The organism is Amycolatopsis sp. NPDC023774 (assembly GCF_040639695.1).
Classification (GTDB): Bacteria; Actinomycetota; Actinomycetes; order Mycobacteriales; family Pseudonocardiaceae; genus Amycolatopsis.
This window is the reverse complement of the sequence record NZ_JBFAAJ010000015.1, coordinates 170919-183461: the sequence shown is the minus strand read 5'-3', so window position 1 is coordinate 183461 and position 12543 is coordinate 170919. Positions and strand designations below refer to the sequence as shown.

The window sequence follows — 12543 nt, the reverse complement described above, 5'->3', positions numbered from 1 at the left end:
GCGATGCACTGGTCACGATGGCGACGCACCAGCCAAGCCCGAGCACGTACCAGCCACTACCGACGACGTGGCCATCACGAAGTGTCGTTGCAGTACTAAGCGCGGCCATGGCACCTGGTATTTCTCGTTGGAGTTGCCGTGCGGTCCGGATGGACGGCGGCATCGGGTGCGGCGTGGTGGGTTCCGGAGCCGAGCAGCGGCGGAGCAGGCGCGGGCGTATTTGCTCGGCGCGGACGTGGATCCCGGCCGGAGCGCGGTGACAGTCGGGCAGTGGTTGGACATCTGGCTGGAGATGCGTCAGTCGCTGAGTTTCAACACCCGTCGCTTGTACGCTCAGCACATCAACAGCTACCTGAAGCCCTACCTTGGCAGCGTGCCGCTGCGGTCGTTGACTGTGGCGCGGGTGCAGGCGATATTCGTCGCGCTTGCGCGCGCGAACGCCGAGCGAGAGCGCCAGCTGGCTCCGGCGACCTTCGTGCGGATCCGCGGTGCGCTACATGCGGCGTTGAACGGTGCGATCCGGGTGGGGCTGATCGAGCGGAATCCGGCGCACCTGGTGGAGCTGCCGCCCGGGCGGCGCCCGCGGGCGGTGGTGTGGACGGATGCCCGGGTGGCGCATTGGCGAGCGACCGGTGAACGTCCGCCGGTGGCGGTGTGGACGGCGCAACAGACTGCCACGTTCCTGACCCATGCACGCCCGCATTCGTTGTACGAGATGTACCTCGCGATCCCGTTGCTAGGACTGCGTCGTGGTGAGGCGGCGGGATTGCGGTGGTGCGATCTTGATCTGGACATCGGGACGGTGCAGGTGTCGCATCAGGTGCAAGACCGTTGTGGCCGGACGGTTGTATGCCCGCCGAAGACCGAGGCAAGCGTGCGCACCTTGGCTCTGGATCACGTCCTCGCGAGTGCGTGCGGAGACTTCGTGCTCGCACTGGCAGCGATCAGCCGACGGGGTTCGTCTTCTGCCGACCCGACGGAAGTCCGTTCAGCCCCGGCTACCTGACGCACACGTTCAGCCGGCTTGTCGTGGAGGCCGGGCTGCCGCCGATCCGGTTGCACGATCTCCGGCACGGTGCCGCCAGTCTCTCACTGGCTGCCGGGAACGACATCAAGGTGGTGCAGGCACTGCTCGGGCACTCGAGCATCGTGCTCACCGCCGACACCTACACCAGCGTTCTCCCCTGTCTGACGCACCGGGCCGCCGAGGCAACCACCACGTTCGTAATGGCCGCGGCCCCGCCACGAAGCCGAAGCACTTCGACGCAACCGCAAGCAGCGTCGTCAGCGAGGAAAACGCAGGTCCAGGAAAGATCGTGCGTTCAACGGCGGCCCCATTCGGTCCCACGCCGGACCCATCACGCGATCAAAGCCCACCGGCAAGATCCTCGTCTGAGGAGAATCTGCAGGTGGGCTTCGATTCAGAAATGTGCGCCATCAGGGACTCGAACCCCGAACCCGCTGGTTAAGAGCCAGCTGCTCTGCCAATTGAGCTAATGGCGCTTGGTGTTGCCCGCCGCTTTGGTTTCCCTCGGCGACGTGGAAAAGATTAGCAGGCTGTTCAAGCCGCGTTTCAGGGGGGGTCCCCTTGACTGCGCGCGGATCGTCGCCGCGGCGGCCGGAGGGCTCCTAGCTGCGCGTTCGGGGTCAGTCTGACAGATCGGGGGCCGTTGTGGGGTCATCAAGGCGGTGCACCGGCCGTTGACAACTGTACGTCGTACAGGTCACCCTGTTCTCATGTACGACGTACAGGAGAACATCCTCGCCACCCCGCTCACACAGCCCAACGGTGCCGTCCTGGCCAATCGGCTGGCGAAGGCCGCAACCAGCGAGCACCTGGCCGACCGGCGCGGCGCGCCGACGCGACAGCTCGCGGAGGCCTACCGGCGGCTCGCGCGCTCCGGTGCCGGCCTGCTGATCAGCGGAAACGTCATGGTCGACGGATCGGCGCTGGAGGCGCAGCGCAATGTCGTGATCGAGGACGCCCGCCACCTGCCCGAGCTGCGCCGATGGGCGGCCGCGACCGCCGGCACCGACGCCAAGCTGCTCCTGCAGCTCTCGCACGCCGGCCGGCAGTCGATGCGCGGCCTCAAGCTCGCCGGGCGGCAGCAAGACGTCGTCGCCCCGTCGGCCGTTCCCTTGGACCTGGGCAAGTGGCTCTTTCGCCGGCCGCGAGCGCTGTCGGACGTGGAGGTTGTCGCCCTCGTCCAGCGTTTCGCGACCGCCGCCCATGTCGCCGGCGAAGCGGGCTTCGCCGGTGTCCAGCTGCACGCCGCCCACGGCTACCTGCTCAACCAGTTCCTGTCCCCGCTCGTCAACCGCCCCGGGACGATCGCTGGGGCGGCCCGCTGGAGAACCGAATGCGCTTCCTGCTGGAGGTCGTGCGTGCCGTCCGCGCCGGCACGCACCCGGCCTTCATCCTGTCGGTCAAGCTCAACTCCGCCGACTTCCAACGTGGTGGCTTCGCCCCCGAAGACGCCCTCGTGGTGGCCAAAGCCCTCGAACGGGAAGGCGTCGACCTCGTCGAAGTGTCCGGCGGCACCTACGAAAGCATCGCCGTTGTCGACGGCACCCAGCAACGCGCCTCAACCCGCGCCCGCGAGGCCTACTTCCACGACTTCGCCGACCACTTCGCGCGCGAGCTCACGATCCGCCTCATGCTCACCGGCGGCTTCCGCTCCCACACCGCCATGGCCGACGCGGTCTCCTCCGGCTCCGTCGACGTCATCGGCCTGGCCCGCCCCATCACCCACGACCCGACCTTCCCCCACCGTCTCCTGACCGACCCCGCCGCCTGCAGCGCCACCCCAACCCCCAAGCTCGGCCACAAACTCCTGGACGACCTCCTCAACTCCTCCTGGCATCAACAGCAACTCGCCCGCCTGGGCCGCGGCGCCAAGCCCCGTCCCGCCCGCCGCCCCCGAACCGCTCTCGTCGTCGCGGTCCTCAGCACCCTCCTTGACGCCCTCTTCCACTCCTAACCCTCCACAAAGGACCAGCCCCACGGCATCAAATCGCGGCGCTACCACGACACACCTCACGGCCTTCGGGCGACCACGCACAACCGACCAGGGTGACCACGCGGGGATGGGGGCCCAGTCGACCACGCGTGCCGGTTCCGGGTGACCACGCGGGACGGGGGTCCAGGGGCTTGCCCCTGGCGGGGGTCTGGGGGTTCGCCCCCAGAAAAAGGCGAAACCCCAGCTTGGGAAAGGTCCCGCCAGGGACCGACCAAACTGGGGTGATGGGGTGAGCGACGGGTTTCGAACCCGCGACCTCCTGGACCACAACCAGGTGCTCTACCAGCTGAGCTACGCCCACCATCTGCGAGGGATCGTCGCGATCACCTTGCTGCGGAATATCGTAGCGTGCCCTCGCGAAGGGTTTTCACCGGGTCAGCTTCGGTGGCGTTCCTGCACTTCGGCGGCCGCGGCCTTGGCTTGTTCGCTGGTCGGCCCGGGTTGGGGGACGAAGGCGACGTTGCGGTAGTAGTCGAGTTCGCCGATCGATTCCTTGATGTCGGCGAGCGCGCGGTGGGCGAGGCCCTTCTCCGGCTTCGCGTAGTAGATCCGCGGGTACCAGCGCCGGACGAGTTCCTTGACCGACGACACGTCGACCATGCGGTAGTGCAGGTGGCTGTCGAGCGCCGGCATGTCGCGGGTGATGAAGCCGCGGTCGGTGGCGATGGAGTTGCCCGCCAGCGGGGCGGTGCCGGGGTCGGGGACGTGCTCGCGGATGTAGTCGAGCACGCGCTGCTCGGCTTCGGCGAGCGTTACCACGGAGGCGCGGACCTCTTCGGTGAGCCCGGATTTGGCGTGCATGTCGTGGACCACCTGCGGCATGCCGTCGAGCGTGGTGTCGTCGGTGTGGATGACGATGTCGACTCCCTCGCCGAGGACGTTGAGGTCGGCGTCGGTCACGAGGGCGGCTATTTCGATCAACGCGTCCTTGGCGAGGTCGAGCCCCGTCATCTCGCAGTCGATCCAGACTAGGTGGTCGGTCACCCGGACAACCCTAACCCGACCCGGGGATGTCAGCCGGGTTACCTGCGCATTCGGCGCGTTACGCTCGGGCAGCCAGGTGAAAGAGTGTGATTTCGGACTCGGAAACGGGGTGCGGCCAGTGGCCGAGCAGGGGTCGGGGCCTGCGGTGGAGGTCGCTCAGGGTTACGTGAGTGAGGGTGCCGCGGTGGAGCTGGGCGCCGTGGTGATCGACGGGCGGACCGAGGCGGCCGCGGCCGTGCGGCTGCCGCTGGCCACGCTGAACCGCCACGGTCTGGTGGCGGGCGCGACCGGCACCGGCAAGACGAAGACGTTGCAGCTGATCTCGGAGCAGCTCTCCGCCGCCGGCGTGCCGGTGGTGCTGGCCGACGTGAAGGGCGACCTTTCGGGCCTGTCGGCGGCGGGGGAGGGCGGTGACAAGCTCACGAAACGCGCGCAGGAGCTGGGTGACGACTGGGCGCCCGCCGCGAGCCGGGTGCAGTTCCTGTCGCTGGGTACCGGCGGGAAGGGCTCGCCGATCCGCGCCACGATCACGAGTTTCGGTCCGGTGCTGCTGTCCAAGGTGCTGGGCCTGAACGAGACGCAGGAGTCCACACTCGGCCTGATCTTCCACTGGGCCGACCAGCGAGGGCTGGCGCTGCTCGACACGAAGGACCTGCGGTCGGTGATCACGCACCTGACCAGCGACGAGGGCAAGGCCGAGCTGAAGGGCATCGGCGGCGTCTCCGCGGCGACGGCCTGGGTGATCCTGCGCGCACTGTCCAATCTGGAGGCCCAGGGTGGCGAGGACTTCTTCGGCGAGCCCGAGCTCGACGTCCACGACCTGATGCGCCACGTTGACGGCAAAGGCGTGGTGACGCTGCTGGAGCTGGACAACCTGCAGTCGAAGCCGGTGCTGTTCTCGACGTTCCTGATGTGGCTGCTGGCCGAGCTGTTCGAGGAGCTGCCCGAGGAAGGCGACCTCGACAAGCCGAAGCTGGTGTTTTTCTTCGACGAAGCGCACCTGTTCAACGACGCGTCGAAGGCGTTCCTCGAGCGCATCGAGCAGACGGTGAAGCTGATCCGGTCGAAGGGCGTCGGCGTGTTCTTCTGCACGCAGCTGCCCACGGACATCCCCAACGCCGTGCTGTCGCAGCTGGGCGCGAGGATCCACCACGCGCTGCGGGCGTTCACGCCGGACGACCGGAAAGCCCTGGCCAGGACGGTGAAGACGTACCCGAGGACGCCGAACTACGACCTCGAGACGGCGCTGACGTCGCTCGGGATCGGCGAGGCGATCGTCACGGTGCTGTCCGAGCGGGGCGCGCCGACGCCGGTCGCGTGGACGCGGTTGCGGGCGCCGCGGTCGAAGATGGGCTCGGTCGGGGACGAGGCGGTGGCCGCCGCGGTCGCGTCGTCGGACCTGCACGCGAAGTACTCGGAGACGATCGACCGAGAGTCGGCGTACGAGAAGCTGGCGGCTCGGGTCGCGGCGCCGGCGGACGCGCCGCCCGCTGCCGAGGCCCCGGCCCCGGCTCCTGCTGCGAAGGCCGAGAAGGAGGACCCCGGGCTGATCTCCCAGGCGATGAGCAACCCGGCGGTGAAGTCGTTCATGCGCTCGGCCGCGTCCGCGCTGGGTCGGGAGATCACGCGAGGGCTGTTCGGCAACCGGCGGCGGTGAAAATACCTGACACAAGCCGGCAGATATGGCGGGCAGGCTGAGGGCAGCCGATCGGAAGGAACTCAGCCATGACCAGCACCGCGACCGCCACGTTCGAGCTCGAAAAGTGGGAGCCACAGGCCCAGGACGAGGCGGGTGGCACCGAGTTCGCGCGGGTGGCCATCGCCAAGACGTTCACGGGCGCGGTGGGCGCAAGGGTTGGTTCGTGCTGCGGCACGCGGCGGGTGACGAGGACCTGTCGCTGCTGATCCTCGCGGGCTCCGGATCAGGAGAGCTGACGGGCATCTCCGGCTGCGCCGCGATCACGCAGGACGAGGCCGGAAACCACGCTTTCACGCTGACCTACGAGCTCCCGGCAGCGTGAAAGCCGCTCTCTCAGGGCCCCGAATCCCTGGGAGAGCGGCTTTCACCGTGGTTCCCCGCCACCCCGAAACAAGCGAGGAAAGTCGGACGGGCCGCCCCGACCGCGGTCCGTCCGCGACTGCGTCAGCCGTTGACGATCTGGTCCACGATCGTCGTGGCGTCGTTGACCGGGATCGCGAAGCCGATCCCGACGCTGCCCGCGGAGCCGTTGGCCGAGGCCGACGGGCTGTAGAGGGCGGAGTTGATCCCGATGACCTGGCCCTGGGCGTCGACGAGCGCGCCACCGGAGTTGCCCTGGTTGATCGAGGCGTCGGTCTGGATCGCGGTGTAGCTGGGGCCGTTGTCCGCCTGGTTCGACGTGCGGCTGAACGGCGACTGCTGCTGTTGCTGCTCGCCCCCGCCGACGTCGGACAGCGGCCGGTTCAGCGCGCTGACGATGCCGGTGGTCACGGTGTTCTGCAGCCCGCCCGGCGAGCCGATGGCGATCACCTCCTGGCCGACCACGAGCTTGCTCGAGTCGCCCAGGGTCGCGGCGGTGAGGCCGCTGGCGTCCTTGGCCTGGAGTACCGCGATGTCGCCCTTGGTGTCGGCGCCGACCACACTGGCCTGGTACTTCTTGCCGTCGGACGTCGTGATCGTGACGTCGCCGACCGCGCCGTCGACCACGTGGGCGTTGGTGAGGATCCGGCCGTCGGAGGTCAGGATGACGCCCGAGCCGATGGCCTCGCCCTGGCCGGTGTCGACGTTGACCTGCACGACGCTCGGCAGGACCTTCGCCGCGACCGTGCTGACGTCGCCGGTGGAGGTCGTGTTGCTGACCGTCTGCCCGGCCACCGCGGAGGACGAAGCGGGCGAGGCCACCGACGTGGTGGTCAGCCCGACGATCGCCGCGCCGGCGCCACCGCCGACGAGCGCCGCGGCGAGCGCGGTCGCGCCGACGACGGCGGCGAGCTTGCCGCCCCGTCGCTTCGGCTGCGTGGCCTGCTGGGCCTGCGGCTGCTGCGTGAAGAGCGGGTTCGGCGCGGCCTGCTGTTGGCGGCCGTACTGCCCGTACTGGGCGTACGGGCCGTACTGCGGCTGAGTGTGCTGCTGGGCGTTCTGCTCAGCAGCGATCGGGTGGGTCTGGTGCGGCTGGTGCCCACCGGGTGAGGCGGGGCCGGGCCGACTCGCGTTCTCGGTCATGACACCAGGTTCGCGGCCGTGGTTGTGAGAACCCTGTGGAAATCCCTTCGGCTTTGCTGAGAAGAATCAGCTGAGAATCCTCAGGTGTTCCTCAGCCGGGTCGGTTGCTTTCAGTCGAAGAACGTCGGGACGTCGAGCGCACCTCCCGACGCTTCGAACTCGTCGTGCACGGCTTGGCGCAGCGTCGCGTCGGCGAGGTAGTCGGCGGCCGTGAGGGCGAGGCCGAGCGCGCCGTCGACCACGGCCTTGTCACCCGAAGGTGAGCCGGCGGCTTCGGCGAACTCCTTGGTGTGCAAGGCAACCGTCGGTCCGGAGACGGCGATCATGGGGTGTAGCGCGGGCATCCGGTAGGAGAGGTTGCCGAGGTCGGTCGACCCCGTGAGGAACTCCGGCACGATCCCCGGCGGCAGTGGTTTGCGGCCTGTGTCGGCCTGATTCACCGACCAGCGCCCGGCGAGCGTGGTGTTGAAGCGGATCGGCAGGTACGCCGGCTGCGCGTCCCACGTCAGCTCCACCCCGCAGCCCGTCATTTCGGCAGCGCCGTGGGCGATGGCCGTCATCCGCTTCGCGAGGTCGCGCAACGTCTCGGGGTCGGCCGAGCGGAGGTAGAACAGGAGCGCGGCGCGTTCGGGGATCACGTTGGGCCGGGCACCGCCGTCGGTGAAGACGCCGTGCACGCGGTCGGTCGAGGGCAATTGCTGGCGCAGCATCGACACGCCCTGGTAGGCCGCCACCGCGGCGTCGAGCGCGTTGCGCCCCATGAACGGCTGCGCCGACGCGTGGGCCCCGACGCCGTGGAACACCATCTCCAGCTGCCGCCGTCCGAGGAAGGGGTGCAGCGCGATGTCGTGGCTGAACGGGTGGAGCATGATCACGGCGTCGACGTCGTCGAACACCCCGGCGCGCGCGAGCGTCTCCTTGCCGCCACCGCCTTCTTCCGCGGGTGTGCCGATGAGGGACACGCGTCCGCCGACCTGCCCGGCCACCGCCGCGGCGCCGAGGAACCCGCCGGCGCCGGCGGTGCAGATGACGTTGTGCCCGCACGCGTGACCGAGCCCGGGCAGCGCGTCGTACTCCGACAGCACCGCGATGTGCGGGCCGCTGTTGTCGCGGGTGCTCGCGCGCAGGGCGGTGTCGAGCCCGCCGAGGCCGACCGTGACCTCGTGGCCGTGGGCGCGCAGGAGCTCCGCCAGCGCGCCGACGGAGCGGTGCTCGGTGAAGCCCTCTTCCGGGTGGGCGTGCAGGTCTTGGCTGAGCGCAACGAGTTCGTCGGCGCGGGCCCGCACTTCTCGTTCCACGGCCGCGCGCACGCCGGACTCGGCTCCGGTGTGGTCGGAGCCGAGGGGTTCGGCGGCCGCGACGGCTTCGGCCGTGGCTTCGATCAGGGCGCGCAGGTGGGAGCTGTCGGGTGGGACGGGAGCGGCGTCGGTCATGCGGGGATGCTATCCCCGGGCACCGACAAAGTGGATCAGTTCGCCTCGGGCAGCTCGCCGGCGACGACCTGCGTGACGCCCGCGAACCGCTCGGCGACGACGCGGAAACCCCGGGCACGCAAGGCGGCGGCGATCTCGCCGCGGTCGAACATCCGCTGCCCGCTGAGGATCCCGCCCGCCGTGTCGACGACTCGCGCGGGTTGCCAGTCGCGGCGCGCGCTCGTGAGCAGCACGACACGCCCCCCGGGGCGCAGGAGCCGCGCGAACGAGTCCAGGGCGCGTTCGGGCTCGGCGAACATGTGCAGTGCGGCGAAGCAGCAGATGGCGTCCACTGTGGAGGGTGGGAAGGGCGGTTCCACGGCGTCGGCGCGCAGGTAGGCGACTCCGTCTTCGTCGGTTTCGCCGACGGCTCGGGCGAGCATCTTCGGCGCGCCGTCGAGGCCGATGGCCAGGCCTTGTTTTCCCACGGCTGCCCCGAAAGCGCGGGTGAACCGGCCGGTGCCGCACGCGACGTCGAGCACCATCCGACCTGGTGCGAGTGCGAGGAGCTCCGTGGCGAGGCGGACTTCGCCGGCCATGCTGGGGCCGAACGGGCCCTTGAACAGCCGGCCGAACGCGGGGCGCCAGTAGCGTTCGTAGACCTGGGGGAGCAGTGCCGTGCGCATCACGCGCTGGGTGATTCCCGTGCTGGGGCCGGCTTGGGGCGCGTCGCCGAGGACGTCGAGGTAGCCCGCGTCGGTGACCTTGGCCGGAGCGTCGAGCAGATCGGCGAGGCGATCCTGGGCTTTCGGGCACTCGGCCACCGGTTTTCTCCTCTCTCGCCGAGATACCGGCAGTATGCCAAAGCCTTGGCTCCCACGATCGAGTGAAGGTTGCGCCGATCAGGCGTTCGAGGCCCTGGATTGTCGGCCCCCATTCCTAACGTCGCTGCCACGGTTCTCCAACCCCCGGAGCCCGCAGAGGAGGGACATCCCGATGACCGCACCGATCCTGCCGCCCATCGACGTGCCGACCGGCGAGATCGCCGTGCGCGGACCGTTCGACCTGTCCGCCGCGAGCCGCTACCTGGCGGGTTTCGGCCCCGCCGCCCGCCCCGACGCCGCCTCGGAGCCGGGTGTGCTGCGCCTGGCGTTCCCGGTGGACGGCGTGTGGATCCACGCCGGCGCCGCCATCCGCCAGAGATCGCCCGGCACGGTGGAGGTCGAGGTTTCCGCGCCGGTCGACCTCGCCGCGCGCGTGATGGGCCAGGTGCGCCGCATGCTCTCCCTCGACGTCGACGCCTCCGGCCTGCCCGACGTCGACCTGCGCGACTCGGTCGCCGCCCGCTTGCGCGCCGAGCATCCGGGCTTGCGGCCGGTGCTGTTCTCCTCGCCTTATGAAGCCGCCTGCTGGGCGGTGCTCTCCCAAGGCATGCGCTTCACCACCGCGCTGCGGTGCCGCCGCCTGCTCGCCGAACGCCACGGCGTGATCATCGACGTCGGCGAGTACCAAGTGGTCTCGTTCCCCGCACCCGCGGTCCTGGCCGAACTGGGCTCGGACGACGGCCTGGCCGACTTCCGCGTCGCCCGCCTCCGCTCCATCGCCCAAGCCGCCGCCGACGGCCGCCTCGACCCCGCCGAGCTTCGCGCGCGCCCCGTCCCCGACGCTCTCGCGCACCTGCGCACCATCCCCGGCATCGGCGCCTTCTCCGCCGAACAGATCCTCCTGCGCGGCGCGGGCCACCCAGACCTCTTCCCCCGCACCGACGCCCGCCTCCACGAAGCCATGCGTGAGGCGTACTCCCTCCCGGCCACCACCCCGGCGGCTGAACTGACCCCGCTGGCCGACGGCTGGCGCCCCTACCGCAGCTGGATCGCCTTGCTGTTCCGCGCCACCCTCGACGCCGTCCCACCGGACGCCGAGGTGTCTTCTCCTGGGGAGGAGGTGGTCACCCGCTCGGCCGCGCGGTGACGCCGGCCCGCGCCGGCGCCGCACTCGCCCGGCTGACCGCAGCTTGCGGGGCGGCTGGCGTGGACGCGCCGCTTCGGGCTTTGCCGCTCTGAGTGGAGGTACTGCCGACTCGGGCGCTGAACGACGCCGGGCGGCGTGGGTGCCGCGCTGCCCGGGGGGCGGGTGCGCGGCGCCCTGCGGAGGGTGGGCCGCGGTTGGCTCGTGGGACGTGTCGCTGCGGCGGTGTGGCTGCCCGGAGAGGTGTCCCATGTCCACCCGTACCGGCGCCGCGTTCGACCTTGCCGCAACCGCTTTCGGCGGGCGACGCGGGTGGACCGGTGCTCGCTGTGGCCGTGCCAGGGCGTCGCGGCTGCGGCCGGGAGGGAGACGTCCTCCGAGGTCGGCCGGGACGGTGCCTTGGGTCGTCGCGGTCGGCCGTGTTCGTGGGTTGTGGTCCCACGGTGCGCACTCGGCTGGGGGACGGGATGGCCTGCGGGTGCAGGGGTTGCCCTCGGGTGCGGTCTTCGCGTCCGGCCTGGCTCGCGACCGGTGTCGACTTGGCCGGGGTGGCCGGGGCGGGATGGCTGGCGAGTGCATGGATTGCCCTCGCGTGCGGTCTTCCTGTCCGGCCTGGCTCGTGACCGGTGTCGAGCCCGCCGGAAGGGTGGCCTGGGCGGGTGCCTTGGGTCGTCGCGGTGGGCCGTGTTCGGTGGGTTGCGGTCCGACGGTGCGCACTCGGCTGGGGGACGGGGATGGCCTGCGGGTGCCGGGTTGCCCTCGGGCGCGATCTTCGGGGCCGGCTCGGCTCGCGACCGGTGTCGAGCCCGTCGTGGTGGTGTGGGCGGCGGTGGGGGGAGTCGCGAGCGCCGTCGGTTGTGGTCGAGTGGCGGGCCGGCAAGTGAAGGAGGTGGTCCGCGGCGGCCAAGAGGGCCGCGTCCCCGGCAACGGATGCCGAAGGTCAGAAGAGGAGGACCTATGAAGTGACCCACCCCATACCGGCCCCAAGCGGCCCGCCCGCGACGGGCACTAACAGTGGCCAGATGTCGCTTGTGGTGAGGTGTGCGCGTGATTTCGCGTGTGCTCGACGTCTCGTCCGTGGTCGCCAGCCAAGCCGTGGCTGGTGGGTGGGAGCGTGCGGCCGGCGCGCCCGGGGCCGTCGAGGCCGCGCTCACCCAGGCGGACACCCCGGCGGCGATCACGCTGGTCACCGGAGGTGTCGCACTGCTGGTGGTGCTGGTGGGCGGCACGCCGTGGCGGTTCGCGCGCAACGTCGTCACCATCGTGCACGAGGCGGGCCACGCGCTGGCCGCGGTGCTGGTCGGGCGGCGATTGCGCTCGATCAAGCTGCACTCGGACACCTCGGGTGTCACGGTGTCGCGCGGGAAGCCGGAGGGGCCGGGCATGGCGTTCACGGCGCTGGCCGGGTATGTCGCGCCGTCGGTGCTCGGGCTGTTGTTCGCGAGCCTTGTCGGGCAGGACCTGATCACGGCCGTGCTGGTGCTGGTGGCGTTGCTGCTGCTGGGCGTGCTGATCATGGTGCGCAACGCGTACGGCGTGTTCACCGTGGTCGCGAGCGCGGTCGTGCTCGGGCTCGTGGCGCTGGTCGCGCCGCCGGTGGTGCAGGCGCCGTTCGCGTACCTGCTGACGTGGTTCCTGCTGTTCGGGGGCGTTCGGCCGGTGGTGGAGCTGCAGGTCAAGCGCCACCGCGGCCAGGCGCGCGACTCCGACGCCGACCAGCTCAGCCGCCTCACGGCGGTGCCCGCCGTGCTGTGGGTGCTGGTGTTCGTGGTGCTCACGGTGAGCTGCCTGCTGGCCGGCGCGCTGTGGCTGCTGGAGCCGGTCGTCGCCTGAGCGTGCGCGCTCGGCCTGGGGATCGGCCGAGGGCGTGTGACGGGCGTCCCGAGTGGTGAGCCAGTCGTCCCCGGATGTGGGCGGTGCGGCAAACTGGTCCTCTGCCGAACGCGCGGAGGGAGAC

9 protein-coding genes, 2 tRNA genes and 3 pseudogenes are annotated in these 12543 nt (G+C 70.5%); 8 read left to right on the top strand and 6 right to left on the bottom strand.

Translation table 11 applies throughout. The features are described 5' to 3' along the window. Nucleotides 1-1006 (top strand): site-specific integrase (locus tag AB0F91_RS28010; protein ID WP_360602070.1); only part of this gene is annotated, 1006 nt, incomplete at its 5' end. Then, a pseudogene (locus tag AB0F91_RS28005) lies at nucleotides 913-1119 on the top strand (tyrosine-type recombinase/integrase); the annotation flags it as partial. The gene AB0F91_RS28010 and the pseudogene AB0F91_RS28005, both read left to right, overlap by 94 nt. A gap of 311 nt (nucleotides 1120-1430) precedes the next feature. On the opposite strand, the gene AB0F91_RS28000 reads toward AB0F91_RS28005, so the two are convergent. Continuing rightward, a tRNA-Lys gene (locus tag AB0F91_RS28000) sits at nucleotides 1431-1503 on the bottom strand. A 234-nt stretch (nucleotides 1504-1737) separates the two neighbouring features. Here AB0F91_RS28000 and AB0F91_RS27995 point away from each other — a divergent pair. Continuing rightward, nucleotides 1738-2262: pseudogene (locus AB0F91_RS27995) on the top strand (NADH:flavin oxidoreductase); the annotation flags it as partial. Next, complete coding sequence (locus AB0F91_RS27990; protein ID WP_360602068.1) at nucleotides 2154-2981, top strand: hypothetical protein; 828 nt, start codon at nucleotides 2154-2156, stop codon at nucleotides 2979-2981. The pseudogene AB0F91_RS27995 and the gene AB0F91_RS27990, both read left to right, overlap by 109 nt. Before the next feature lie 264 nt (nucleotides 2982-3245). On the opposite strand, the gene AB0F91_RS27985 is transcribed toward AB0F91_RS27990, so the two are convergent. Further along, nucleotides 3246-3321 (bottom strand) — tRNA-His (locus tag AB0F91_RS27985). Nucleotides 3322-3395: 74 nt separating this feature from the next. Continuing rightward, nucleotides 3396-4004 (bottom strand): oligoribonuclease, encoded by a 609-nt coding sequence (orn, locus tag AB0F91_RS27980; protein ID WP_360602066.1) that lies wholly within the window; start codon nucleotides 4002-4004, stop codon nucleotides 3396-3398. Between the two features lie 118 nt (nucleotides 4005-4122). Here orn and AB0F91_RS27975 point away from each other — a divergent pair, with 118 nt between their 5' ends. Then, a complete protein-coding gene (locus AB0F91_RS27975; RefSeq protein WP_360602064.1) occupies nucleotides 4123-5661 on the top strand; it encodes a helicase HerA-like domain-containing protein in 1539 nt (512 codons plus the stop codon). Nucleotides 5662-5729: 68 nt separating this feature from the next. Next, nucleotides 5730-6025: pseudogene (locus tag AB0F91_RS27970) on the top strand (DUF3224 domain-containing protein). 122 nt (nucleotides 6026-6147) lie between these two features. On the opposite strand, the gene AB0F91_RS27965 reads toward AB0F91_RS27970, so the two are convergent. From AB0F91_RS27965 to AB0F91_RS27955, 3 genes are all read right to left on the bottom strand, one after another. After that, nucleotides 6148-7206, bottom strand: coding sequence for a trypsin-like peptidase domain-containing protein (locus AB0F91_RS27965; RefSeq protein ID WP_360602062.1), 1059 nt, complete (start codon nucleotides 7204-7206; stop codon nucleotides 6148-6150). Nucleotides 7207-7316: 110 nt separating this feature from the next. Next, nucleotides 7317-8639 carry a M20 family metallopeptidase gene (locus AB0F91_RS27960; protein ID WP_360602060.1) on the bottom strand — a complete coding sequence of 441 codons (1323 nt, stop codon included), beginning with the start codon at nucleotides 8637-8639 and terminating at the stop codon, nucleotides 7317-7319. Between the two features lie 35 nt (nucleotides 8640-8674). Further along, nucleotides 8675-9442: a class I SAM-dependent methyltransferase gene (locus tag AB0F91_RS27955; protein ID WP_360602058.1), complete on the bottom strand. Its 768-nt coding sequence runs from the start codon at nucleotides 9440-9442 to the stop codon at nucleotides 8675-8677. Between the two features lie 172 nt (nucleotides 9443-9614). On the opposite strand from AB0F91_RS27955, the gene AB0F91_RS27950 reads away from it, so the two are divergent. Together AB0F91_RS27950 and AB0F91_RS27945 are read left to right on the top strand one after the other, a co-directional pair. After that, nucleotides 9615-10589: a hypothetical protein gene (locus AB0F91_RS27950; protein WP_360602056.1), complete on the top strand. Its 975-nt coding sequence runs from the start codon at nucleotides 9615-9617 to the stop codon at nucleotides 10587-10589. Nucleotides 10590-11762: 1173 nt separating this feature from the next. Then, nucleotides 11763-12419, top strand: a complete 657-nt coding sequence (locus AB0F91_RS27945; protein WP_220247012.1) for a M50 family metallopeptidase — start codon at nucleotides 11763-11765, stop codon at nucleotides 12417-12419. Nucleotides 12420-12543: the final 124 nt, after the last annotated feature.